The organism is Desulfotignum balticum DSM 7044, assembly GCF_000421285.1.
Lineage (GTDB): Bacteria > Desulfobacterota > Desulfobacteria > Desulfobacterales > Desulfobacteraceae > Desulfotignum > Desulfotignum balticum.
Genome location: NZ_ATWO01000001.1, coordinates 3816072 through 3839388, shown reverse-complemented (window position 1 = coordinate 3839388; position 23317 = coordinate 3816072). Strand labels below are relative to the sequence as shown.

Annotated in this window: 22 protein-coding genes; 10 read left to right on the top strand and 12 right to left on the bottom strand. The window is 52.1% G+C overall.

Annotation, left to right across the window (positions count from 1 at the left end; genetic code table 11):
- Positions 1-500 precede the first annotated feature (500 nt).
- The gene (locus tag K365_RS0119250) at positions 501-869 is read left to right on the top strand and encodes a hypothetical protein (protein ID WP_024335897.1); all 369 of its coding nucleotides are present in this window, start codon (positions 501-503) and stop codon (positions 867-869) included.
- A gap of 131 nt (positions 870-1000) precedes the next feature.
- On the opposite strand, the gene K365_RS26805 is transcribed toward K365_RS0119250, so the two are convergent.
- Both K365_RS26805 and K365_RS0119240 read right to left on the bottom strand, forming a co-directional pair.
- Positions 1001-1426, bottom strand: a complete 426-nt coding sequence (locus tag K365_RS26805; protein ID WP_024335896.1) for a lysozyme inhibitor LprI family protein — start codon at positions 1424-1426, stop codon at positions 1001-1003.
- A gap of 554 nt (positions 1427-1980) precedes the next feature.
- The gene (locus K365_RS0119240) at positions 1981-2175 is read right to left on the bottom strand and encodes a hypothetical protein (protein WP_024335895.1); all 195 of its coding nucleotides are present in this window, start codon (positions 2173-2175) and stop codon (positions 1981-1983) included.
- 327 nt (positions 2176-2502) lie between these two features.
- On the opposite strand from K365_RS0119240, the gene K365_RS0119235 reads away from it, so the two are divergent.
- The gene (locus K365_RS0119235) at positions 2503-2751 is read left to right on the top strand and encodes a DUF2442 domain-containing protein (RefSeq protein WP_024335894.1); all 249 of its coding nucleotides are present in this window, start codon (positions 2503-2505) and stop codon (positions 2749-2751) included.
- Between the two features lie 42 nt (positions 2752-2793).
- On the opposite strand, the gene K365_RS0119230 is transcribed toward K365_RS0119235, so the two are convergent.
- From K365_RS0119230 to K365_RS0119220, 3 genes are read right to left on the bottom strand one after another with little or no spacing between them, the layout of a single operon-like run.
- Complete coding sequence (locus K365_RS0119230) at positions 2794-3993, bottom strand: lytic murein transglycosylase (protein WP_024335893.1); 1200 nt, start codon at positions 3991-3993, stop codon at positions 2794-2796.
- Positions 3990-4730, bottom strand: coding sequence for a GTPase family protein (locus tag K365_RS0119225; RefSeq protein WP_245569211.1), 741 nt, complete (start codon positions 4728-4730; stop codon positions 3990-3992). Before K365_RS0119225 ends, K365_RS0119230 begins: the two co-directional genes overlap by 4 nt.
- Positions 4630-5469 carry a GTPase gene (locus K365_RS0119220; RefSeq protein ID WP_024335891.1) on the bottom strand — a complete coding sequence of 280 codons (840 nt, stop codon included), beginning with the start codon at positions 5467-5469 and terminating at the stop codon, positions 4630-4632. Before K365_RS0119220 ends, K365_RS0119225 begins: the two co-directional genes overlap by 101 nt.
- Positions 5470-5687: 218 nt before the next feature.
- On the opposite strand from K365_RS0119220, the gene tmk reads away from it, so the two are divergent.
- The 3 genes from tmk to K365_RS0119205 are packed head-to-tail and all read left to right on the top strand — an operon-like array spanning position 5688 to position 6996.
- Positions 5688-6317 (top strand): dTMP kinase, encoded by a 630-nt coding sequence (tmk, locus tag K365_RS0119215; RefSeq protein ID WP_024335890.1) that lies wholly within the window; start codon positions 5688-5690, stop codon positions 6315-6317.
- A 43-nt stretch (positions 6318-6360) separates the two neighbouring features.
- Complete coding sequence (locus tag K365_RS0119210) at positions 6361-6795, top strand: DUF3842 family protein (RefSeq protein WP_006965506.1); 435 nt, start codon at positions 6361-6363, stop codon at positions 6793-6795.
- Positions 6796-6807: 12 nt separating this feature from the next.
- Positions 6808-6996: a CooT family nickel-binding protein gene (locus K365_RS0119205; RefSeq protein WP_006965507.1), complete on the top strand. Its 189-nt coding sequence runs from the start codon at positions 6808-6810 to the stop codon at positions 6994-6996.
- Between the two features lie 148 nt (positions 6997-7144).
- On the opposite strand, the gene gltA is transcribed toward K365_RS0119205, so the two are convergent.
- From gltA to K365_RS0119190, 3 genes are all read right to left on the bottom strand, one after another.
- Positions 7145-8548, bottom strand: a complete 1404-nt coding sequence (gene gltA / locus K365_RS0119200; protein ID WP_006965508.1) for an NADPH-dependent glutamate synthase — start codon at positions 8546-8548, stop codon at positions 7145-7147.
- Between the two features lie 33 nt (positions 8549-8581).
- Complete coding sequence (locus tag K365_RS0119195; protein ID WP_006965509.1) at positions 8582-9412, bottom strand: sulfide/dihydroorotate dehydrogenase-like FAD/NAD-binding protein; 831 nt, start codon at positions 9410-9412, stop codon at positions 8582-8584.
- 158 nt (positions 9413-9570) lie between these two features.
- Positions 9571-11508: a phosphoenolpyruvate carboxykinase (GTP) gene (locus K365_RS0119190; RefSeq protein ID WP_029725558.1), complete on the bottom strand. Its 1938-nt coding sequence runs from the start codon at positions 11506-11508 to the stop codon at positions 9571-9573.
- A 228-nt stretch (positions 11509-11736) separates the two neighbouring features.
- Between K365_RS0119190 and K365_RS0119180 the strand changes: the two genes are divergently transcribed.
- Positions 11737-12645: a PHP domain-containing protein gene (locus K365_RS0119180; RefSeq protein ID WP_024335888.1), complete on the top strand. Its 909-nt coding sequence runs from the start codon at positions 11737-11739 to the stop codon at positions 12643-12645.
- A 2-nt stretch (positions 12646-12647) separates the two neighbouring features.
- Here the strand turns inward: K365_RS0119180 and K365_RS0119175 are convergent, their stop codons facing one another.
- Both K365_RS0119175 and K365_RS0119170 read right to left on the bottom strand, forming a co-directional pair.
- Positions 12648-13832, bottom strand: coding sequence for an MFS transporter (locus K365_RS0119175; RefSeq protein ID WP_024335887.1), 1185 nt, complete (start codon positions 13830-13832; stop codon positions 12648-12650).
- Between the two features lie 13 nt (positions 13833-13845).
- Entirely contained in the window at positions 13846-14544 is a 699-nt protein-coding gene (locus K365_RS0119170; protein ID WP_024335886.1) for a cytochrome c biogenesis CcdA family protein, read from the bottom strand.
- A 133-nt stretch (positions 14545-14677) separates the two neighbouring features.
- Between K365_RS0119170 and K365_RS0119165 the strand changes: the two genes are divergently transcribed.
- Entirely contained in the window at positions 14678-14950 is a 273-nt protein-coding gene (locus K365_RS0119165; protein WP_024335885.1) for a hypothetical protein, read from the top strand.
- A 68-nt stretch (positions 14951-15018) separates the two neighbouring features.
- Here the strand turns inward: K365_RS0119165 and hrpA are convergent, their stop codons facing one another.
- Positions 15019-18894 (bottom strand): ATP-dependent RNA helicase HrpA, encoded by a 3876-nt coding sequence (gene hrpA / locus K365_RS0119160; RefSeq protein WP_245569210.1) that lies wholly within the window; start codon positions 18892-18894, stop codon positions 15019-15021.
- Between the two features lie 194 nt (positions 18895-19088).
- On the opposite strand from hrpA, the gene K365_RS0119155 reads away from it, so the two are divergent.
- From K365_RS0119155 to ispH, 3 genes are read left to right on the top strand one after another with little or no spacing between them, the layout of a single operon-like run.
- A complete protein-coding gene (locus tag K365_RS0119155; RefSeq protein ID WP_024335883.1) occupies positions 19089-19847 on the top strand; it encodes a ParA family protein in 759 nt (252 codons plus the stop codon).
- Positions 19844-20719 carry a ParB/RepB/Spo0J family partition protein gene (locus tag K365_RS0119150; protein ID WP_024335882.1) on the top strand — a complete coding sequence of 292 codons (876 nt, stop codon included), beginning with the start codon at positions 19844-19846 and terminating at the stop codon, positions 20717-20719. The genes K365_RS0119155 and K365_RS0119150 overlap by 4 nt, the downstream gene beginning before the upstream one ends.
- Positions 20716-22431 carry a 4-hydroxy-3-methylbut-2-enyl diphosphate reductase gene (gene ispH / locus K365_RS0119145; RefSeq protein ID WP_024335881.1) on the top strand — a complete coding sequence of 572 codons (1716 nt, stop codon included), beginning with the start codon at positions 20716-20718 and terminating at the stop codon, positions 22429-22431. Before K365_RS0119150 ends, ispH begins: the two co-directional genes overlap by 4 nt.
- Here ispH and yihG read toward each other — a convergent pair.
- Positions 22428-23312: a 1-acylglycerol-3-phosphate O-acyltransferase, YihG family gene (yihG, locus tag K365_RS0119140; RefSeq protein ID WP_024335880.1), complete on the bottom strand. Its 885-nt coding sequence runs from the start codon at positions 23310-23312 to the stop codon at positions 22428-22430. The two genes, ispH and yihG, sit on opposite strands and share 4 nt — an antisense overlap.
- Between the last annotated feature and the right edge of the window lie 5 nt (positions 23313-23317).

Here is a 23317-nt window from a genome sequence, read left to right as displayed (position 1 = left end):
TTGTGACAATAAGAGATCTTGTAACGCATCCGCATTAATTTGATCATTATATTCTTTGTTTTCAACTGGTTGCGTGATTAAGGAATCTTGTAACGCTGTTTGGGATACGGCACACTTCCAGTACCCGGGATTTTTCTTTCTCCATGCCCGGACCCGTTCCACGTTTTCAGGGCCTTTATAGTAATCCCTGTTTTCCGGTTTATTCAGCCATCTTTTCTGGCTGGCCGTTTTGCTGGCTTTTCTGCACAAAAGCCTTGAACAATAGTGCTGCCGGTTCTGATTCCGGGGATCAGGCACAAACAACCGTCTGCAATGACGGCACTTTCTCTTTTTAATTCGATTCATCCACAGTCACCTCCAGGTTAAGGTAACTATTGATGAATACAACTTTTATGGAAAGAAAAATATTTGGCTGAAGCCAAGAAAATGGAAGAATATGGATTTAAAATGTCTTTTTTTGAAGAAAATTCACGGAAGAATATCTATACAGTTTCACACCGATGCTCTGGCTGCATTTTTACAACGGCCATGAGACTGTTTTAACTGAAGAAGAAAAAAGCCTCCTAACCCATACAATCTTATTTAAAAACATAGCCAAAGATTACAAAAAAACAGGGCTAACCCATTGGGGAGGTATGGCATGGTTTTGCAGTGAAATGGTTTTAAGAGGCATAATAAAAATCAAACAGGGAGAGTCAATAAAACGCAATATCTATGAGATAACTAACAAACTTGCGTATAATTGCACGGTAATTTCAGTTATAGCTGAGAATTTGAGCATAACTGAGAGGGATAAAGGAGCAATTGTATCAGCTCATGATACTGCTATGCAATGGATAGAAGTTACGAATGTCTCTAAAGATTCATAAACAACCGGTTAGAAATTGGTATTTGCTATCGAGAATACCGATACCTATTATTGGGGGGTATCAATTTTATGTTGGATTTGGGTTCCGGGTACCCCTATGTCAGTTAATAGCTATTTTTTAGATAATTTAGATTAATAAGTTTTAGGCATATATTCCCCTGGGTCCGGTAATGGCGAATCTGAACTGGGTAAATCCAAAAATGATGACCATAGTGTTTTCGTTCTTTGATGTGTGAGTTCAATCAGACAACTTATGCGTGCTGGATGCCTTATTGATCCAGTAATCCAAAATTTAAAAACTGCATCGCAATGTGATTCTCTGTATTCAAGCCAAACTTTTTGTGATTTATCGATCGACTCTGATTCATCTGGATATTTTGACACAATTACAGTCAAATATTTTTCCATGGTTTTTTCCATTTGAACCAAATCATTTGTCATGCATTCAATTACGTCTAAGGTCGTTAAAAAACTTTTGGTACAATCAACCCTTTCTTGACAATAAGCAGAAACTGCGCTTAAAAAGAAAATAATCATGACTGCAAATAACTTTTTCATGGGCTCCTTTTTATGCTCAGCTGGAATTATTAATTTATGAACTTTTCATGATACTACCAAATTTTCAAATTAATATCACCAATTTTTACAGGATAGTGCTATACATGATTCGGCTTGGTGTATTATACTTTATGTTCATCTTTCTGCCGGAATTTTTCTGAATGCCGCCGGGGATACTGGACGATAGGGCAGCTTTTTTTCAGGAACTTTTTTCGTGGTGGATATGTCTGAAAAGTGCGTGGGGTATTGAAGAAGAAATCCGAAAAAGTTAAGGTTTATTATCCAATACCAGAAATTTTCCATGGCCTTTTTATAAAGGATACCAACAGTATTCTAAATTTACCAGCAGGGTATATTCCCTCTCGAAAAAAAGTTTAGAACATATGCCGGTAATCAGTACCGCCTTCTGGAAAAGACACAATCTGTGTGCATGTCTCGGAAAAATTTTGAGATTGGCTGGAGGCTCAGGTAAAGATTGGCGGGTGAATATGTCAGGATGGTCGGTTTGTTTTTTCCCGGTGAATCCCTCTATCTTTGCGGGATACCACCATGTATCATTTGAGGATTGTCAGAAATGCAAATTTTTGCATTTCTGACAATCCTGTTTTCATCAACCATCTGATAAGGCTGGAAACAGTTGATATAAGGGAGTTTTCGATAGAAGTAAGCCTTGGCCATTTTTTTGACGGGCTGACAAAATAACCCATGCCTTGGGTGGATGAAAAAATATCAGTGGGATCATGTTTCATGAACCTTTTCGAAAAACCTGAAATCACTTGACTGGCAGTGATTTGGGAGTGTCTATTCTAAAATCTGTTCTTGAAAGTATCAGAAATGCAAAATTTTGTATTTCTGATAAGTTTGCTTTGCAATGGTACTGAAAAGGATGTCAATTGGGGACATGCGATTGGTCAGGCTTTGTGATTGTACCGATAATGTCCCCTTTCAAGGATCCTTTGCATGATTTTTCTGAGCCTGAATAAAAATTATGATACCAATAAAATACCAGACTGAATTACAAACCATTTGGAAAACACAGGAATTTAAAAAACTGCCGCCTCTGGAGTAACCCAAAAATGCAGATACCAAAAATATTACATGTTGCCGCGTCAGATCATAAACTGCTCACCATCATTTTCACAAATGGTGAAAAAAAAATATATGATGTCAGTAGACTATGGGATAAGGAAATGTTTGCGCCATTGAAAAACCCTTCTTTTTTTAAAAATGTCAAAATTGAAAAAGGGGGCTACGCTGTTTATTGGAATGATAATATTGATATCAGTGAATATGAACTCTGGAAAAACGGAAAGAATTCCCAGTAGCCCACACTCAACCTGCCGGGTTCCATGGCAATCAGACAGGGGTTATTGGCGAAGGGCCTCAAGTATGTCCAGCGAAGGCTTGCCGTCCGCCGGCATACCCATCTCTTTTTGAAAGATTCGGATGGCCGCTCTGGTCGCTTCGCCAAGCAGACCGTCAATCTCTCCGGAATAATACCCTTTTTTTTGGAGCAGGGCCTGAAGGAGGAACTTTTCCTCCCCGTTCAAGCTTCCCGGCGGCCGGGGCCAGGGCTGCACCAGCCCCTTGCTGCCGGCCAGCCGGTCGGCGAGCAGTCCTACGGCCAGGGCATAGGCATCGGCGTTGTTGTAGCGCTTGAGGACAAAAAAATTTTTCAACACCAAAAATGCCGGTCCTTTTTTGCCTGCCGGAAGTTTAAGCACGGCCCGATCATCCGGGCGGGGGAAGGTTCTTCCACGGGTTCGGGAAAAACCCGCCTTCTGCCAGTCGGCGAGAATTCTGGTTTCGTTGAGCCAACGCGCTCCACCGGCCGGGAGGACCACCTCGTACCCCCAGGTTTTGCCGCTTAGCCAGCCATTCCGGTGAAGCAGGTTGGCGGCTGTGGCCAAAGCATCGGGCACCGAGTTCCAGATATCGCGACGGCCGTTGCCGTCCATATCTACGGCATAAGCCAGGTAATTGGTGGGAATGAACTGGGTGTGGCCCATGGCGCCGGCCCAGGAACCGGTCAGGTGCTGGGGTCCGATATCGCCGGCCTGGAGAATCTGCAACACGGCAACCAGTTGTTTTTCAGCAAAATTTTTCCGTTTTGGATCGGCATAGGCCAGCGTGGCAAGGGCCTGGGGGACGTAATGCAGCCGTTCGGGTTTATCGAAAACGGCCCCATAAGCGGACTCCATCGACCAGATGGCGAGCAAAATCTTGGCCTCAACTCCGAAACGGTTCTCTACGGCCGCAAGGGTCCGGGCGTAATCCTGCGCCATCTGCAAGTCTCGTTCGACACTCAACGGGGTGATCCGGGAATCGAGGTAATCCCATATTTCTACCGTAAATTCTGGCTGAAAGCGGGCCTTTTCCAGCACCCTGGCATCGGGTTGCTCAATGCCGTGAAAGGCGTTCTCCCAGGTGGCCCGGCTGATCCCTTGACTGGCCACCTGAGGATAAAAATCCTCCAGCCACTGGTGAAAATTTTCTCCCCGGGAGGCCTCCGGCAGGACCAGGACCAGGAACAGGATTCCCATTATGAAGCGCACACACTTTTTCATATTTTTCCTTGTTTCCCATTGTCTGCCGCGATGATGGCGAACAGTGACCTGCCTGATTGATAGAGCCGCCCGGCCTGGTCACGGATCTTACCCATACCGTTCGTTTGGATCCGGCGGCGGTTCAGTTGGGTCTGCAGCCCCTGCTGACAGGATGTGTCGATCCGCTTTTTGAGTTCATCAAGATGATAGGGTGGTTGGTTTTCAGCGACAGCCAGAGGCATCAGTTCGTTCAAGCCGAGCAGGTCGCGATTGTACGCCAGGGCCGCTTTAATGGTTTTTGCCTTGGGGGTTTTTGGATTTTCCAGGTCATAAGGCGGATGCCACTCCTGCACAGGGGGCAGGCGGTCCACCTGGTTCAGCACACCGATGATGACCGGGCGTTTTTGGGAACGGCGGGCTGTTGCCAGATAAAAGGCATCAAAATGCTGTTTAAAGTCGCTGTCCAGGGACCGGGCGGGCTGATTGGCTTTAAGCACCCAGATGATCATATCAGAGCGGGTGGCTTCCTTGAGCAGATGCTTTGTGGTCTTTTCCTTGCCGTCCAGACCCGGCAGATCAACCAGATGAACCATGTCCATTCCGTCAATCCGGCATTGATGTACGGTGGTGGCGCTGGTGGAGGGAAGCGGGTTCACTTCAGCGACCATGGCATCCACAAGGGCATTGATAATGGATGATTTGCCTGAACCCGTCTGCCCGACAAAGCAGATCCGCAATGGCGCTAAGGGCGGTGCCATATTCCTGCTGTCCTGTTCTTGTGCCGCCGGAAGCCGCCGCGTACCAGAGGATATCGTTACGAAGAGGAACAAAGCGGCGCTCTTCGGCACCGGCATGTTCTTTTTGGGTGCCCAGCAGGGCAATGATGGGTAAAAAATCAGCAAGGGCCGCGCGCAGGTCTTCCACCCCGACGATGCCGTTGCCCGCTCCTTCGAAATCCACGGCCACGGATTCAACCGGTTGTTTCCAGACGGATTCCACCTGGTTTTGATTGTGATTGATGGCCTGGCGGCGTTCAAGTTCATCATCAAGCAGCAGGATGCCCGTGTGGACCAGCAACAGATGTTTGACGGCACCGGATCTGCGAATCTGTTCAAGGGCCCGGATCACTGCGCTTTGCTCGGGTTCTTCTGCCTTCATCACGACGATGGCGGCATGGGTCGTTTGCGCACAGGCGGCAATGTCTGGGTCGGGATTGTAGTCGGCCTCGGCAAGACCCCGCGTATCAAGAAAACGCAGCAGCGGCTTTTCTGATGGAAAATCATAGCGCCGGGAGTTTTGGGTGCAGGGGCTGAAGCCATTGCCGATTTCAATATCTGAACGCCCTGTTACCGCTTGAATCAACGAGGATTTCCCCGCCCCGGTTTTGCCCAGCAGCCAGAGGGTGGGTAGATGGGCCGGACCAGTAGCCGGTTTTGTTGCGGCCGCTGTTTCAGAAGAGCTGATATGCCGGCGGATACGGTGAAATATTTTTTCCATTGTAAAGGAAATCCTCCTTGATACGCTTACAATAACTTGTATTTTTATCAGAGCCACGGATTCCAGACAAGAAAAATCCAGCTGGTTTGAAATATCAACAAGGTTGCCAAGTGATTTTCAGGTGGACGGGGTCCCTTCCGGCCTTGCCACTGCATCCGGATACTGATATATAATTGCCTTTGGCCATAATTTTGCAAATCACAAGGACTGAAAGGCACATGACAACCGGCAGATTTGTGGTGTTCGAAGGGCTGGACGGGTCCGGCAAGACCACCCAGATGGCGCGGGTGCAGCAGCGGCTCACCCATATGGGGATTGGTGCGGATACCACGTGTGAACCCACGGACGGTCCGGTGGGGACCCTGATCCGTCAGATTCTGGAGGGCCGGGTCAGCATGGATCCCCGGACTTTGGCCGCTTTGTTCGCCGCGGACCGGACCGATCACCTGGTGGCCCCGGACACCGGGGTGAAGGCGTTGATGGAAAAAGGCCGGACCGTGCTGTGCGACCGGTATTATTTTTCCTCGTATGCGTATCATGCCATGGACATGGATCTGGAATGGGTGATGACGTTAAACGCCGTGAATGCACAGATTCTGAAACCGGATCTGACGCTGTTCATCGATGTGGCACCCAATACCTGCCTGGAGCGGATCCGGGCCGGCCGGACCCATCTGGATCTGTTTGAAAAAATTGACATTCTGACCCGGGTGCGGGATAATTATTTTGCCGCATTTGAACGGCTCAAAGACCAGGAAACCGTGAAGGTGGTGGACGGGAACGCTTCTGAAGACGCGGTGGAACAAGCCATCTGGCACCAGATCAGCCATATGTTTACCAAAGAGTAACTGTGTGGATGCATTGACAACCGAAAATAAAGACAAACAATTCATGGAAACCAGAAAAAAACAGACCATCTGTGTGGTGGACGGTCAGGGCGGGGGCATCGGTGCCGTGGTGATCAAAAAACTCAAAGACCGGTTCGGCGAGGATGTGGAGATCATTGCTTTGGGCACCAATGCCATTGCCACGGCCCAGATGCTCAAATCCCGGGCCAATAAAGGGGCATCCGGTACCAATGCCATCATCCAGACCGTGAAAAAGGCGGATGTGATCATCGGGCCCGTGGGCATCATCATACCCCATGCCATGATGGGGGAGGTGACCGGCCCCATGGCTGAAGCCATCAGCCTGTCAGACGCCCGAAAGGTGCTGCTGCCCTTGAGCCAGGAAAATATCGACATTGTGGGGGTGGCCGGACTGCCGCTGCCCATGCTGGTGGATGAGCTCATGGCATCCCATCTGTCTTTCATTGAAACCCAATAAGGAGAACCAGACATGTGTGAAGCAAGTGCATATCTGAAACAAGCAGATAAGGAAACATTGATCATGGAAGCCGTGGACAAGGTGGAGCCCGATGAAAACGGGATCCGGCTGGTGTCCATTTTCGGGGACCAGAAATTCATCAAAGGACGGATTCATTCCCTGTCTCTGGTGGATCACAAGGTGTTTATTCAACCGGAGTGAGACCGGCGGCACAACCTGTGTGCGGCAATGAAACCATTTGTTTCGATGGATTAAAAAAAGCCGCTGGAACCGGTAATGCCCCGGTTTTCAGCGGCTTTTTTTTATGGTACAGGCGGACAGCTGTTCCCCCTTTTGCTGGATGGGGTGTTTACCAGCCGATGGTCAGATAGTCATGCATGGAGTTGGCCGCGGCCCTGCCGGCCCCCATGGCCAGGATGACCGTGGCGGCGCCTGTGACGATGTCGCCGCCGGCCCAGACCCCTTTTTTGGTGGTCTTGCCCGTGACCGGATCCGCCACAATATTGCCCCAGCGGTTTAACGCCATGTCCGGGGTGGCATTGGTCAACAGCGGGTTGGCGTTGGAACCCACAGACACCACCACCAGGTCGCAGTCAATTCTGAACTCAGACCCTTCGATGGGCACGGGCCGCCTTCTGCCCGAGGCATCCGGTTCCCCCAGTTCCATTTTCAGGCATTCCATACCCGTGAGCCGGCCGTTCTCATCTCCAAAGAATTGCGTTGGGTTGGTGAGCAGCACAAACTCGATCTGTTCCTGCTGGGCATGGTGGAGTTCTTCTTCCCTGGCCGGCATCTCTTCTCTGGACCGCCGGTACACCACCTTCACGGAATCCGCGCCCAGGCGCATGGCCGTTCGGGCCGAGTCCATGGCCACGTTGCCCGCACCCAGCACCACCACGTTTTTGCCCTTGGCAATGGGGGTGTCGTATTTGGGGAACAGATACCCTTTCATCAGGTTGGTGCGGGTCAGGTATTCATTGGCGGAATAGATGCCGATGAGGTTTTCACCGGGCAGGTTCATGAACCGGGGCAGGCCGGCCCCCACACCGATATAGGCCGCGTCATATCCTTCTTCGAACAGTTCGTCAATGGTCACGGATGCGCCCACCACGGAATTACACTCGATGTTGGCACCCATTTTTTCCAGGGTGGCCACTTCCGATGCCACGATTTCCTTGGGCAGACGGAATTCAGGAATGCCGTATACCAGGACCCCGCCGGGTTTGTGAAATGCCTCAAAAATGGTGACATCATGCCCTTTGAGCAGCAGATCACCTGCCACGGTGAGCCCGGACGGGCCCGATCCGATGACCGCCACTTTTTTTCCGGTTTTTTCGGCCACGGCCGGAATCCCGCCGGAACCGTTTTTCCGTTCATAGTCCGCGGCAAACCGTTCCAGATATCCGATGGCCACGGGCTTGTCTTTTTTGCCCACAATACATTTGCCTTCGCACTGTTCTTCCTGGGGGCAGACCCGGCCGCACACGGCCGGTAATGCGTTTCTTTCCCACAGCTTGTTGGCGGCACCGGAAAAATCACCTTCGGCGATGCACTTGATAAAATCCGGGATGAGCACGGAAACCGGACACCCTTCCATACAGGCCGGTTTTTTACATTGCAGGCACCGTTTGGCCTCGGTCATGGCCATCTCTTCGGACAGTCCCATGGGGACTTCCTCAAAATTTCTCCGTCTGACATCCGGGTCCTGTTCCGGCATTTTGGCCCGGTCAATTTTCACTTTTTTTTCTGCCATTTATTCCTCCGTACAACCAGGGCGGTTGTTTGTTCATGCGTTGCTGTTTTCAAAGGTTTTCATGCTGGCTTTTTCTTCGTCCAGATAGGATGCCAAACGTTTGGCCAGCTCATCAAAATCCACTTTATGTCCGTCAAATTCCGGTCCGTCCACACAGGCGAACTTGGTGGCTCCGCCCACGGAAACGCGGCAGCACCCGCACATGCCCGTGCCGTCCACCATGATGGGGTTCAGACTCACAAAGGTTTTGACATTTTTTTCCTTGGTGATCAGGCTGCAGAACTTCATCATGGGAATGGGTCCGATGGCCACGGCCAGGTTGATGTCATCTTTTTCCAGAACATCTTTGAGTACATCCGTGACAAATCCGTGGTGCCCGTGGGATCCGTCATCCGTGCAGATGTGAAAATGATCGGACACGGCCCGCATTTTTTCTTCCATGATCAGCAGGTCATAGGTTCTGGCGCCTAAAATGGTGGTGACTTCATTGCCGGCCTGTTTCAATGCCCGGGTAATGGGGTGAAGCACGGCAATTCCTGTGCCCCCGCCCACACACACCACTTTGCCGAAATTTTCAATATGAGTGGGTGCCCCTAACGGACCGATCAGGGCGAAATATTCGTCTCCGACCTGCAGTTGTTTGAACCGGGCCGTGGACTTGCCCACCACCATGTAGATAATGGTGATGGTTCCTTTGTCCGGGTTGGTATCCGCCATGGTCAGCGGAATACGTTCCCCGGTCTCATCGGCCTGAAGAATTACGAACTGGCCGGGTTTCGCTTTGCGGGATATGCGCAGGGCCTCGATCTCATTTAAAATGATGGTGCCCTGGGCCATTTCCTCACGATGGACAATTTTTGCCATTGGTTCCTCCTGTTGTCAAAAAAACATATTGTCAGCAGCATCCGGCTGCAACAGTCGTTGATAATGTTTGATATTCAATTGTGAAATCAACATTTTTATCCAAAAAAGTTCATAAAATCAAGCAATAAAATCCAATAAAATGGGTAAATAACCCAATTTCAGCTTTCCATATCCCCGGGTAAAATCACGGGGCCTTTTGTCTGCTTCAATGCCTGCAGCGCTTCTTTCTGATGCGCCAGAATCTCAAACAGCCGGCCGGGGATGTTTTTTTCTTTGGCATAGGCAGCTTCCTGCAGTTCGATGCGTGCAATGATATGATCCACATACAGGGAAAACTGCCGGTCATACAGATCTTTCGGATAAGCTTTGTCAATGATCTTATCAAACAGCGGCGCCAGATCCCGGTACAGGGGCAGGTTGCCGATGGGGGTCTGAATATGTCCGGCTTCCTTGTGTGCGTATCGTTCCAGCCATGCCAGCCAGACCTTGACATCTTTTTTTTCTCCCAGCAGTTTGCTGGTACTGCCGCCCCGGGCTTTGTCCGTGAGAAAATAATTCAGGCCGGCCATGACGGGCTGAAATTGTTCCTGAATTCTGGTGTTCCCGAAAAACCGGAACTGGGCATCCATGTAATCCCCTAAAGCCCCGGGAATGAACGGGGCATTGGCCCAGGGGGCCCGCTTGACCCCGGACGCTCCCACTTCAGTGGCCGTGGCCGCCGATACGATGCAGGCCCCGATGACCACGCCCTGATCGGAATCCCGTGCCACCCAGACCGGGGGCATGGTGTCCGCATCCCGGCCGCTGTATGTGAATATCCGGGTCAGTACCCCGTCCGGGTTTTCCGCGTCCGGACAATAGTTTTCCAGGTTGGTGGACCGCAGGGTGCACCGGGAATTGGGATGGGACATGGGAATGGGTTTGCCGGTGTCATCGGTTTTGCCAAAATGCCATTCCCCCTGGAAATTGATCCCTTTTTCCGGCGGGGGTTCAAGGTTGCCCACCCAGTGGGGGATATTGTTTTCATCGATGAGCACATTGGACCAGATTACCTCGTACCCGGGCTGCCTGAGCACTTTCATGAGCAAGGGGTCCCCTTCCTGGTTGACATCCTCCACAATCCCGAAGATACCGGCCTCCGGGTTGACGCATCGGATGCTGCCGTCGTCTGCGATCCACATCTGGGCCAGGTCGTCTCCCACAAACAGGTCCCCGGCCATGGCCGTGGTGGTTTTGCCGCATCCCGACGGCGCGGCCCCGGCAAACCAGGTCACCCGGTTTTTCGGCCCCCGGATCCCGGTGATGAACATGTGTTCGGACAGCTCTTCCCCCCGGTTTTTATGGACGGCCTTGTCCACGGCAAACCGGTGGTTCCCTTTTTTGAGCAGCAATGTGTTGCCGGCATAGGTGCATTTGAAACTGTAGGTGGTCTGGTACTGCAAATCCATGAACACCCGGGCATCGGGCAGGTCTTTTGTCCGGTTCAGCCCCTCGGAATGGACGTTGGTGAAAAAATGGCCCCGGGCCGCCACTTCTTTGTCAAAATCCGCAAATGCATTCCGGTACAGAATATCGGCACTGTGACTGACATACGCGGAACTGGTGATTTCCAGGGCCGGGTTGGAAACCCGTGCCCCCACGGGCCCCCGCATGTAAAATCCCACCACCATGGTTTTCCCTTTCATGATATCGGTCATGTTGGCACGGATATCTTCCAGGGCGGTTTCCCGGTTCATGCGGTTGGCAAGGGACGAGATCAGATCTTCCGGATTGGCGATATAAAAGGTGCGGTCCACAATCCGGCCCTGTTCTCCGGGCAGGTCAAAACGAATGGTATGGTTTTCCATGGCCAGGGACCGTTCTTCTCCGGTTTCCAGGGCCAGGTCCCGGATGAACTGGCGGTCCGCTTCAGACCCCGTGTTGATGAAAATTTTGTCCGGGTTGCAGATCACCACGGCATTGGCAATCCGTTTCAGAATTTCCGGATGGGAGATGCTTGAAATGCGACCCAACTGCGCCGTATCCATTTGCTTTTCAAAAACTGCCAAAGCCTGTTTTGCTGATCCGATTTTGCCCAGTTCATTCAGAATGTCCATGTTTTTTATCCGTATATGAGAAGGGTTGTTTTGATTATACATCCTTTTTTACTGGAAATTTTTCCAATTTTGATTTTTTCTTCTATCATTTACCTGTTAAAAATCAAACGATATCTTGAAATTTTTTTAAAAAAATGCTCTGCTGCAAGCGTTTAAACCAGTGACAATCCTTGACCGGCCCCGGGGATCATCCTGAAAACAGTTATTCAAGCATCAGGAGAAAAACACATGACGCACTTGATATTTGCCGACCTGCATAACCACACCCAGGCCTCGGATGGTGATTTTACCTCCGGACAGCTGGTGGCCCGGGCCAAAGCGCTGGGACTCAAAGCAATTGCCATCACGGATCATGATACCCTCAAGGGAATTGAGCCGGGGCTGGCAGCAGGAGAACAGGCCGGAATTCAGGTGATTCCCGGGGTGGAGGTTTCCGTTCGGTTTCGTCGGCCTTTTTTTACTGGTACACTTCATCTGCTGTGTTATTTTTCTCAAAAGCGACTGTCAGACATAAAGTTTGTGACTGATTTTGAAACCCTGATGTCTAAAGGCCGGGGCCAAGGGCTGGTCCGGGCACGGATCGTTCGGATTAATGAAGAATTCGGACCCATGGGAAAGACACCGTTACTGGCCAGGAAACTGGTTTTTCAGGACATTGCCGATTACAGCGCCAATGCCAGCCGCCGTCATTTTGCCCTGGCCCTGTCCGAAAAACTGGGCATGACTGAAAAAGAAACCATCAACCAGATCATCGGCAATGCCAGCCCGGCCTATCTGCCGTCGGGCATTGAGCTGGAGGATGTGGCCCGGTTCATGAAACAGCATCCTTTACTGTCGGTCCTGGCCCATCCGGCTGCCGGTTCCTATCCGGGCAACGGCCATTACAAGGAAGTGCTGCCGCCCATTGAGATTGTGGAAACCCTGTTACCGGAATTTCTGGGTGCCGGACTTCAGGGCATCGAGGTGTTTTACCCGGGACACACAAAAGCGTTTCAAGAGATATTGCTGGAGTGGGCAACGCGTCATGATCTGCTGATCACGGGGGGTTCAGACTGCCACGATGCCTTGGAACGTCCTTTGGGAGTGGCCGGTATCACGGAATCCTTGTTTCGCCGGTTTGAAGCGGCACTGGTCTAAGCCTAAGACCGGGAAAAACGGATAAACCCGGCCGTCATACAGGCCAGGGCGGCCAGTGTGCACACACCGGCAATCACGCTGATGTGGAAAATACCGGTTTTAGACCAGATCAGGCCACCGCAAAACGCCCCGACCACCCGGCCCATGCCGCCCACAGCATAAAATGCCGACAAGGTGGATGCCCGCAGTTCCGGTATCAGTTCCGTGGCCAGGCTCATGGCCGTGACAATGGTGAATTCAAAGCATAAAAATACCAGAAACAATCCGCCCAGCACATAGGGGACCCCCCGGTCCAGGACGGGCAGTAGAAAATAGGCCCCGGCCGTCAGGATCATGCCGATGAACACGGTTCTCAGCAGCCCGATCCGGTCGGAAAAAAATGCGGTGATCGCTTCTCCGGCCACCTCGGCCATGCCGATGAGGATCGTTCCCATGCCGATGGCGGCCAGAGACAGGCCATAGGATTGTTCCAGCCATGCGCCGTAGACCACAAACAAAATATCTGATCCCAATGCCATGAAAAAGGCAAAGCTCAGCATGCCTAAAACCTGCCGGGTTTTCATGATCTGCCGCCAGTTCACCAGCAGGTGCCCGGTTTTTTTGCCGGTATTTCCGGCAGGGGGCCGGTCTTCGGGCATGAGCCGGAAAATCAAGGCAAAACAGGCGGCGGCCATGATGCCGATGACCAGAAACGGGGTCTGAAAGGAAAACGCCTGGATGGTCATGCCGGCTAAAGGAATTCCCACTAAAGTGGCGCCGGCCCAGGCCAGCTCCGTCATGCCGATGAATTTCCCCCGCTGTTCAAACGGCACATGGGTGCCGATGAATGCCTGGAAACTGGGATCAAAAATGCTTTTGGCCAGTCCTGCGAGAAACAGGGCCAGCACCAGGGTGCCGTAAATAGGGATCAGGCCGGCGGCCACACACCCGATACAGAGCATGACCAGAGAAAACAAAATAATGCGGCGGTTGCCGTAATGGTCGGCAAAAGAGGCCCCCACCGGTCCCAGCACGGCCGTGGCCTGATTCAGGGCAATGACCGAGGTGATGGCGGCCAGATCCACGTCCAGCCCCCTGGCAAAGGCCGGGGCAAAGGGGTATACCATTCTTCGGGCCGTGTTCATCAGCAGTTTGGCCAAAGTGGTGACAAGGATCAGCGTGTAAAAGCGGAAACGGGGTTGTGTCATGCGTGCTGCCGGATCAGACCAGGGTCAGTAAATGAAATTTATCAAAAATCAGCAGCAGCCCCATGACAACCAGCAGTCCGCCCGCGACTTTGTTGATGATGGGAATGAACCGGGTGGCTTTTTTCATGGTTTCCACCAGGGAGGTGATGAAAAAGGACATGAGAATAAACGGCAGGGCCAGACCCGCGGAATACACGGCCAGAAGCCAGATTCCCTTGGCCACGGTGTCCTGGTTGCCTGCCACGATCAGGATGCTTCCCAAAAGCGGCCCGATGCACGGACTCCATCCGGCTCCGAACGCCATGCCGATGACAAAGGTGCCGGCCAGGTGGACCGGTTTCTGCTTCATGTGGATCCGCTTTTCAAACGCCAGGGCCTTGATGTTGATGACCCCCAGCAGGTGCAGCCCGAAAATCAGGATGATGGCCCCGCCCACGTACTGAACGATGTGGGCGTATCGGGTGAACGCAGATCCCAGAAACGAAGCCGATGCCCCCATCAGGATGAACACCAGGGAAAATCCGGCCACATAGGCCAGGGTGGACAGGATCACTTTTTTCCGGGTTTCCTGTCTGCCCTGGGTGAGTTCATCCAAAGACAGCCCCGTGATGAATGAAAAATACGCAGGGATCAGCGGCAGAATACACGGGGATAAAAATGAGAGCAGGCCGGCGATAAATGCCGCCGGAAATGTAACGGTTTCAGTGAACACGCAAACAATCCTTTATTGAAACTTGGGTTTATGGTTGATAACCTAGAGCAAATTAATGCATTATGCAGCAGGTTTCAAGAAGTTTCAGGGAAAATCCGGATCACGGGTTAAACCCGTAAGGAAAACAAAACAGATGATTATCCGAACAGACACAGGCCAACCCATTGATACGGCGGATCTGAGCCCGGAAGAGCGCCATGTGGTCCAGAAACTGCTGGCATGGATGACTTTGGTGGATTCCGTGGATCAGTTTCGTCAAAAAACACACCAGGCCCTGGCCGCCGGGTGGAATGATTCCGGTCCCATCCGGGAAACACGGGCATTGACCCGGATTGTTCAGTATCTGGAAAAACAGGTGCGCAAGCGGCTGAAAACCCCGTCAGGCAGGGGAAGTTTTAAGTGTTAAGTGTTAAGCAGAATACCTGACTGTGGATAGTTTCATCATTGGGTGGGGTTTTTCAGGCCATCCGGATATCAGATCAGGGTGGACAGGGTGTGCAGTTCTTTTTCCAGGCGTTTGGCAGACACCTTGACTGCGGTTTTCAATTCCTGGGCAAATACGGAGATTTTGTATTCTTCCAGAAGCCAGAAAAAATCTTCGACTTTTTCGGCTTTTTCCGGGGATGTTTTTTCAGACAGTCCGGCCACCTGGGTGGCCAGGTGATGTTCAAACCGGCTGATTTTTTTGGCTTTTTCAGATTCTTTGGCCGGGTTGTCCGCCCCACGCTGGGCCCGGATTCTAAGACAGTCCACATACCGGGGCAAATGCTGGATTCTCTGGATGGAATATAAAGAAAGAAAATGGGGCGGCACCAGGTTTTTAAGCCCTTCAAACAGGTCTGCAAGCATCCGGCTGGCCTGGGGCCGGGCCTGATGTTTTAAAGACAGGGCCTGGATCAAAGAAAAACATTCGGCATACGCCAGGCCGACAGCCTGAATATCCTGGATCAGATCCTGTGTCTGCTGAAAAAGGGTGGGGCGCAGTTTTTGGATATAGGATTCAAACGCCTCCCGGGTCCGCAGGTTTTTTTCAAACAGATGCCGGGTGATACAGGTATAAACCGCATGTTGAAATGCGGCCGGCCCGTCAAAATACCTGGCGATCCGCTTGAGATCCCCTGTGGCGCGGATATCTTTTTTAACGGCCTTGAACAGATCGGTAAACCCGTGCTCATACAGCCTTCGGATTCCCTGGACATGGGCGGCTTTTGCATCCTGCCGGGAGAGAAACAGCCGCAGACTTAACGTGTCCTCCTCGATTTTCAGCCCCGGGTACACCTTTCGGGTGAACCCGTCCGGCTCGTCAATGCAATGCACTTCCGCCAAATCGGGAAACGTCCAGTCTGTGATCCCTGTTTTTTCAAATGTCTGCCTGGCCCGGTCCAGGGCGGATGTGCCGGGCTGGGGCGCTGCATGCGGGAACCGGTTTAAAATGGATGGATCCCTTAAAGAGGTGATTTCCCGGTCTTTGTGGTCCCGGATGGAAATCCGCATTTTCAAGTGATCCGCCAGATGGTCTTCCGACCAGGCTGTGGCAGGAATGGTCAATCCATAGTGTTTCCGGATAAAGGCGGACAACTGGGAGAACAACGGCGTGTCGTCTTTAGGCAGATTATTTGCGATCCGGGCTGCTGTGGCCTGGACGGGCATCAGCCGGACCCGGTATGATTTGGGCAGTCCCTTGATCAGTCCGGCGATTTTTTCTTCAAACAGTCCGGGCACCAGTTTTTCCACAGCAGTCTTAGGGACCTGGGCCGCCATGTCCGCCGGCACCTTGACTGTGACCCCATCCGTGTCGTTTCCGGGGTCAAACCGGTAAGACAGGGCAAAGTTTCCCTGTGCCGTGTTCAGCACATCCGGGAACAATGCCAGATGATCCTGGTCCGCTTTGTTTTTTTCCAGGTCTTGCCGGGTCATGCGCAGAAACGCATCCTCTTTCTGGTCTTTGAGAAATCTGGCAAAGGTTTTGATGTGATAAAACGGCCGGGGCAGCCGGGCATGGTAAAACTGGACCATGTCCTCCGTGCTTACCAGAATATCCCGCTGCCTTGTCTTGTGTTCCGCCTCTTCCAGTTCTTGGATCAGGTTCCGGTTGTGGACCATGAAAGCGAAGGGCTGGTGAATTTCACCGTCCACCAAGGCTCTGCGGATAAAAATATCCCCGGCCTCCTGGGGATTGATTTTTCCATAAGGCACGGCCCGGCCCGCCACAATGATGAGACCGAACAACGAGACCTGTTCCGTGGCCATGACCCGGCCCTGTTTTTTTTCCCACCGGGGATCCGAATAGGTGCGGGTGCACAGATCTTTGCCGATCTCCTCCAGCCAGGCCGGATCGATATTGGCCACCCCTCTGGCAAACAGCTGGCTGGTTTTGACATACTCGGCCGCCACAATCCAGGGACCGGCTTTGTCAAACAACCCGGATCCCGGAAAAATCATGGCCTGCTGGCCTTTGGCCGCTGCATAGATATTTTTTTCCTTTTTATGGGCAATGTGGGACAGATATCCGGCCAAAAGGGATTTGTGCAGGGCAATATACAAAGGGCCGCCGATGTCTTTGGCCTTTGATTTCAAATGATCCGTGCCGGGCAGAAAAGTAAAGGGCGAGAAATTAGAAAACCCGTGTTCTTTCAGCTGGCGCCGGATCTGGCTGTGGATATCCAGCCATTCCCGGATGCGTTTGAAAGACAGAAAATGATCCATGCAGAACTGCCGGAGTTTGGTCCTTGACCGGGATTTTTTTTCTTCTGCCTGATAAGCATCCCAGATGTTGAGCAGGGTGATGAAATCAGAGGACGGGTCTTTGAACCGGGCATGCTTCTGGTCGGCTGCCGCTGCTTTGTCAGCCGGGCGCTGCCGGACATCGGAAATGGACAACGCCGTGGCAATGACCAGGGCTTCGGCCAGGCAGTGGTTGTCTTTGGCCGCAATGAGAATGCGGGACAGTTTGGGATCCACGGGGATTCGTGACATGATCTGTCCCACGTCCGTGAGCTCAAAGGATTTTTTGGGCTTGTCCGACACCTTGACGGCCCCCAGCTCCACCAGGGTGTCAAATCCGTCCCGGATGCTTTTGGGGGCGGGCGGATCGATAAAGGGAAATCCCTGTACATCCCCCAGTTTCAGGGAAATCATGCGCAAGATGACTTCCGCCAGGTTGCTCCGCAAGATTTCCGGGGCCGTGAAAAACGGGCGGCCGTTGAAATCATCTTCATCGTACAGCCGGATACATATCCCGTTTTCCACCCGGCCGCACCGTCCCATGCGCTGGTTGGCGGAACTCTGGGAAATGGGCCGCACGGGCAGCGAGGTGGTCCGGGTTCTCGGAGAATAACTGGGAATCCGGGCCAGGCCCGTGTCGATCACATATCGGATGCCCGGAATGGTCAAAGAGGTTTCCGCCACATTGGTGGAGACAATGATTTTCCGTCCCGGGGCCCTTGAAAACACTTTGGCCTGTTCACCGGCGGACAGCCGGGCGAACAGCGGCAGAATGGTGACACCGGGATGCTGCCGGCCCCGGAGCAGTTCCATGGTTTCCCCGATGTCCTGTTCCGTGGGCATGAAGATCAGCATGTCCCCGGACCGGGTCCGGGTCAAAAGAGAATGGGCTGCATCAGCCGCCGCTTCCACATATCCTTGATCTTCCGGATTCTGTTTTTCTCCGGTGTCCTCCAGAATGGGCCGGTATATCATTTCCACGGGAAACATCCGGCCGGAAACCTCGATGATGGGGGCGTTGTCAAAGGCTTCGGAAAATTTCCGGGTATCAATAGTGGCGGATGTGATGATCAATTTCAGGTGTTTGCGTTTTTTTATCAGACGTCTGAGAATTCCCAGGGTAAAATCGATGTTCAGGCTTCTTTCATGGGCCTCGTCCACAATAATGGTGTCATAGCGCTTGAGCAGCGGATCCTGCTGGGTTTCCGCCAGAAGAATGCCGTCGGTCATCACCTTGATGCAGGCACCCGCAGGGGTTTTATCGTCAAACCGGATCTTGTAGCCCACGGATTGCCCTAAAGATTCCTTGAATTCAAATGCCATGCGTTTGGCCACATTGATTGCGGCGATGCGCCGGGGCTGGGTGCAGCCGATCATGCCCCGGGTGCCGCAGCCGGCAGCCAGACAGCATTTGGGGATCTGGGTGGTTTTGCCCGAACCGGTTTCTCCGGAAATGATCACCACCCGGCTGGTCTGGATGGCTTTGATGATGGCATCTTTTCTGGCCGTGATGGGAAGATCTTGTGGAAAATTCAGTTGGGCCGGTCTGTTTTCAGGGGATCGAACCAATGGTTTCCGGGCGGGTCGAGGTTTTTTGGGAAAATGGGAAGGTTTTTTTTGCATCATGAACCAGTAATTTTATCACAGAGATAAAAAATGTCAAATTCATAAACCGGAGCGGCAATTTTTCTTGACATGATTCCAGGAATAGGGGAAAAAGGGCTGCCTGAATGTTGTATGTCAGATCCAAAAAAATGAACGTCTGCCGCTGGTTTTTCTTGTTTACCTCGAATCATGAACTGTGATATGGAATTTAAATTATGACGCAGATCATCAGTATAGCCAATCAAAAAGGCGGGGTGGGAAAGACCACCACGGCTGTCAATCTGTCTGCAGCACTGGCCATGCTCAAGAAAAAAGTCCTGCTGGTGGACTGTGATTCCCAGGCCAATGCCACCACGGGCTTAGGCGTGGAAAAACCCGGTCTGGAAGCCTCCCTTTACCATGGACTGATCGGTGAGGCAGATATTCAGGACCTGCTGCTGCCCACCATGCTGCCGGGCCTGACCCTGTTGCCGGCCAATGTGGATTTGATCGGGTTTGAAATTGAAATGGTGTCTGTTTCGCAACGGGAGGCCCGACTGAAGCAGCTTCTGCTGCCCGTGGCTGACCAGTATGATTATGTGCTGATTGATTGCCCGCCGGCATTGAGTCTGTTGACCCTGAATGCATTTGTGGCGTCCCATTCCGTGTTGATCCCCCTTCAGAGCGAATTTTTTGCCCTGGAAGGCTTAGGCCAGCTTTTGAACACGGTCAAGCGGGTCAAATCATCGTTTAATCCGGGATTGAAAATCAAAGGCATTGTGCTGACCATGTTTGACCGGCGGACCAATCTGGCCCAGAACGTGGTGGAGGATGCCCGGAAATATTTCAAGGATCTGGTGTTTAAAACCAAGATACCGCGGAACGTGAAACTGGGGGAAGCCCCCAGTTACGGCCTGCCGGTCATGTTATACGACAAGCAGTCACAAGGAGCGAAAGGATATATGGCGTTTGCCAGGGAGCTGCTGAAACGATGATGGATAAAAAAAAGAAAAAAACAGGCCTGGGCCGGGGCATCGGTGCATTGATTCCGGATTTTGATATGGATGCCCAGAAGGATCGGGGGGAATTTTTTATGTGTCCGGTGGGAAATATCGCTCCCAACCGGTATCAACCCCGGACTGATTTCAATGAAGAGGAACTGGACCGTCTAAAGGATTCCATTGCCGAGCAGGGGATATTGCAACCGCTGCTGGTCCGCCATCTGGACGGCACCTATGAACTGATCGCCGGGGAACGGCGGCTGAGGGCCGCCAAGTCAGCCAATTTGAGCCATGTGCCCGTGGTGGTCAAGAACCTGACCGATGAGCAGGTGCTGGAAGTGTCCATTATTGAGAATATTCAGCGGGCCAACCTGAATGTGCTGGAAGAAGCGGAAGCCTATTTCAGGCTCATGGATGAATTCGGCTATACTCAGGAAAAAGTGGCCAAAAAAATCGGTAAAAACCGTTCCACCATTGCCAATCTGCTCCGGCTGCGGGGATTGCCTGAAAAAATCAAACAAAGTCTTCTGGATGAAGAAATTTCCACGGGCCATGCCCGGGCCCTGCTGGGTGCGGAATCTCTGGAAACCCAGCTGGCCCTGTTCGAACAGGTGATTGCCCAGAAACTGTCGGTCAGAAAAACCGAGCTTCTGGTGAATCAGTCCAAACAGGAAAAACCCGAACCTGTCCGGAACCTGTCCGCAACAGAACAAGCCTTTCTTGAAAACACCTGTTCCCAGATTTCCAGTCAGATCCAGTCGCCGGTGAAAATTCGAAAAACCGGGGAAAAAGGCCGTATTGAAATCAATTTCACGTCTCAATCGGAATTTTCCCGGCTGGTGAACCTGCTGATCAATATTTCATGAAAATTACCATTGCAAAAACCGCCGGCTTCTGCATGGGGGTTCGCCGGGCCGTGGACATGGTGCTGGATGCCGCCAATACATCCGATACCCCGATATATACCTATGGCCCGCTGATCCACAACCCCCAGGTGCTGGAAATGCTGGAGACCAAAGGGATTTTCCGGCTGGATACCATCCCTGAAAAAGGCACGGGACTGGTGCTGATCCGGGCTCATGGTGTGCCGCCTGAAGATGAAACCGCCCTGAAACAAGCGGGATTCACCGTGATCAATGCCACCTGTCCCCGGGTGGTCCGGGTTCAGGTGATTATCCGAAAGTTTGCCCAGAAAGGATATGCCACCATTATTATCGGTGAAGAAAATCATCCCGAGGTCAAAGGACTGCTGGGATATGCCCAGGGCAACGGACACACGGTGACGACCATGGATCAGTTCACGGCGTTGCCCGTATTTGAAAACGCCGTGGTGGTGGCCCAGACTACCCAGAATACGGCATTATATGATGAGATCAAAGCCTTTTGCGCGGAACACCGGCCCCATTACCAGGTGTTTGATACCATCTGCGGGTCCACGGAGCGCCGGCAGCAGGAGGTCAGACACCTGGCCGCCACCCATGATGCCGTGATCGTGGTGGGGGGAAGGCAGAGCGGAAATACCCGGCGCCTGGCCCAGGTGGCCGCTGAAACCCGGGCCTTTACCACGCATATTGAAACCGTGTCGGAAATCGATTTCACAGCCCTGGCAGGATTCCGGTCCATTGCCATTACCGCGGGTGCCTCCACCCCTAACTGGATCATCACCGACACCTGTTCCCGGGTGGCCCGGCACCTTGAGCATCAGCGCCCTGTGGCCGGAGTCATCTCCCGGATCCAGGGGTTTCTTTTAAAGACCAACCTGCTGCTGGCGCTGGGGGCCGGCAGCCTGACCTATGCCTGTTCCGTGGTCCAGCAACTGCCCCGCACATGGATTCATGCCGCCATTGCCATGCTTTATGTGTTTTCCATGCAGGTGTTGAACAATATGTTTGCCGTGAAATCAGACACATACAACCATCCGGACCGGGCCGGTTTCTACCGGCGGTATCGCCCTGTTCTGGCGCTGCTGGCGGTGAGTTCCGGCGGGGCCGGGTTGTACCTGGCATATACCACGGGGGTGATGTCGTTTTTCATTCTTCTGGTCATGAGCCTTCTGGGGCTGTCCTATAACCTGAAGCTCATTCCCCGGGGATTGGGCAGAAAACAGCAGATCCGGCGTATCAAGGACATTCCCGGGTCCAAAACCATCCTGATCACCATGGCCTGGGGGGTTGTCACCAGTATTCTGCCGGCCGTGGATACCCGCAGTGTCCCCGCCTGGATGGCCGTGGCATTTTTATATGCCGCCGGGCTGGTGTTCAGCCGGACGGCATTTTTCGATATCAAGGCCATCCAGGGTGACCGGATTGCCGGCAGGGAAACCCTGCCCATACTTTTGGGAGAAAAAAAAAGCTTTGTTCTGATCCGGTATGTGCTGATTGCAACCCTGGTGCTGCTGGCAGGGGCCTGGCCGGCCGGGTTGTCTTTTTCTCTGGCATTGCTGCTGGCCCTGGTGCCCGGTCTCATGCTGGTGCTGGTTCATTTTTTTGGAAAAGACTCCCGGATCTCAGGCACTCAGATGGAATTTATGATCGAATCCTCATTTCTTCTGACCGGGGTGATGGCCGCCATTCTCTAAGAAGAAAGCAGGTGTTCGATTTTCCGGTCTTTTTCCTGCCACAACTGGTTGAGCCATTCACAGAACTGTGCCTTGAAAACCGGATCATTGAAATAATCCCCTTTGATCTGCCATCCGATTTCCAGCAATTGACAATCCACAATGATTTTTCGGGTTTTACCGGATATGAATGACCAGAAGCTCGGCACCCGGTCCGGATAAACAATGGTGACATCCAGAATGTGATTGAGGCATTGATCCATGGATCCCAGAACAAAGGCGATGCCGCCGGCTTTAGGGGTCAAAAGATGTGAAAACGCGGATGTTTTCGCTTTTTCCGGGGTGTACCGGGTGCCTTCCACAAAATTCATGATGGACACGGGGGTGTGTTTGAATTTTTGACAGGCTTTTCGGGTACTTTCCAGATCTTTCCCCTTCATATGGGGGTTTTTAGCCAGAAATTCCCTGGAATAGCGTTTCATGAACGGAAAATCCAGGGCCCACCAGGCCAGCCCCAGAAACGGGACCCAGATCAGCTCTTTTTTCAAAAAAAATTTAAGCATGGGGACTTTTTTGCGCAATGTTTTCTGAAGCACCAGAATATCCACCCAGGACTGATGATTGGACAGCACCAGATACCATTGCCTGGGTGTCAGTTTGTCCAGCCCCCGGACATCCCAGTCGATTTTGCAAAACAGGTCCGTGTTGACGGAATTGATGTAAATCCACAGTCCGGCAATGCCCATGAGTATCCGGTCCAGGATCACCACCACCGGTTGAAACGGCAGAATGAATTTGAGCAGGGAAATCAGTATCAACGGCACAGTGAGCAAAATGGTGTTGATCAGGTAAATCAAAAAAGATACCGCACCTTTCAGCGGTGATGGCAGAAAAGAAAACATGAAAG

Bases quoted from the DNA above. Each gene is read 5' to 3' on its own strand.
- K365_RS0119250 (WP_024335897.1), top strand. From the start codon at position 501: ATGCTCTGGCTGCATTTTTACAACGGCCATGAGACTGTTTTAACTGAA.
- K365_RS26805 (WP_024335896.1), bottom strand. From the start codon at position 1,426: ATGAAAAAGTTATTTGCAGTCATGATTATTTTCTTTTTAAGCGCAGTT.
- K365_RS0119240 (WP_024335895.1), bottom strand. From the start codon at position 2,175: ATGAAACATGATCCCACTGATATTTTTTCATCCACCCAAGGCATGGGT.
- K365_RS0119235 (WP_024335894.1), top strand. From the start codon at position 2,503: ATGCAGATACCAAAAATATTACATGTTGCCGCGTCAGATCATAAACTG.
- K365_RS0119230 (WP_024335893.1), bottom strand. From the start codon at position 3,993: ATGAAAAAGTGTGTGCGCTTCATAATGGGAATCCTGTTCCTGGTCCTG.
- K365_RS0119225 (WP_245569211.1), bottom strand. From the start codon at position 4,730: ATGGCACCGCCCTTAGCGCCATTGCGGATCTGCTTTGTCGGGCAGACG.
- K365_RS0119220 (WP_024335891.1), bottom strand. From the start codon at position 5,469: ATGGAAAAAATATTTCACCGTATCCGCCGGCATATCAGCTCTTCTGAA.
- tmk (WP_024335890.1), top strand. From the start codon at position 5,688: ATGACAACCGGCAGATTTGTGGTGTTCGAAGGGCTGGACGGGTCCGGC.
- K365_RS0119210 (WP_006965506.1), top strand. From the start codon at position 6,361: ATGGAAACCAGAAAAAAACAGACCATCTGTGTGGTGGACGGTCAGGGC.
- K365_RS0119205 (WP_006965507.1), top strand. From the start codon at position 6,808: ATGTGTGAAGCAAGTGCATATCTGAAACAAGCAGATAAGGAAACATTG.
- gltA (WP_006965508.1), bottom strand. From the start codon at position 8,548: ATGGCAGAAAAAAAAGTGAAAATTGACCGGGCCAAAATGCCGGAACAG.
- K365_RS0119195 (WP_006965509.1), bottom strand. From the start codon at position 9,412: ATGGCAAAAATTGTCCATCGTGAGGAAATGGCCCAGGGCACCATCATT.
- K365_RS0119190 (WP_029725558.1), bottom strand. From the start codon at position 11,508: ATGGACATTCTGAATGAACTGGGCAAAATCGGATCAGCAAAACAGGCT.
- K365_RS0119180 (WP_024335888.1), top strand. From the start codon at position 11,737: ATGACGCACTTGATATTTGCCGACCTGCATAACCACACCCAGGCCTCG.
- K365_RS0119175 (WP_024335887.1), bottom strand. From the start codon at position 13,832: ATGACACAACCCCGTTTCCGCTTTTACACGCTGATCCTTGTCACCACT.
- K365_RS0119165 (WP_024335885.1), top strand. From the start codon at position 14,678: ATGATTATCCGAACAGACACAGGCCAACCCATTGATACGGCGGATCTG.
- hrpA (WP_245569210.1), bottom strand. From the start codon at position 18,894: ATGATGCAAAAAAAACCTTCCCATTTTCCCAAAAAACCTCGACCCGCC.
- K365_RS0119155 (WP_024335883.1), top strand. From the start codon at position 19,089: ATGACGCAGATCATCAGTATAGCCAATCAAAAAGGCGGGGTGGGAAAG.
- K365_RS0119150 (WP_024335882.1), top strand. From the start codon at position 19,844: ATGATGGATAAAAAAAAGAAAAAAACAGGCCTGGGCCGGGGCATCGGT.
- ispH (WP_024335881.1), top strand. From the start codon at position 20,716: ATGAAAATTACCATTGCAAAAACCGCCGGCTTCTGCATGGGGGTTCGC.
- yihG (WP_024335880.1), bottom strand. From the start codon at position 23,312: ATGTTTTCTTTTCTGCCATCACCGCTGAAAGGTGCGGTATCTTTTTTG.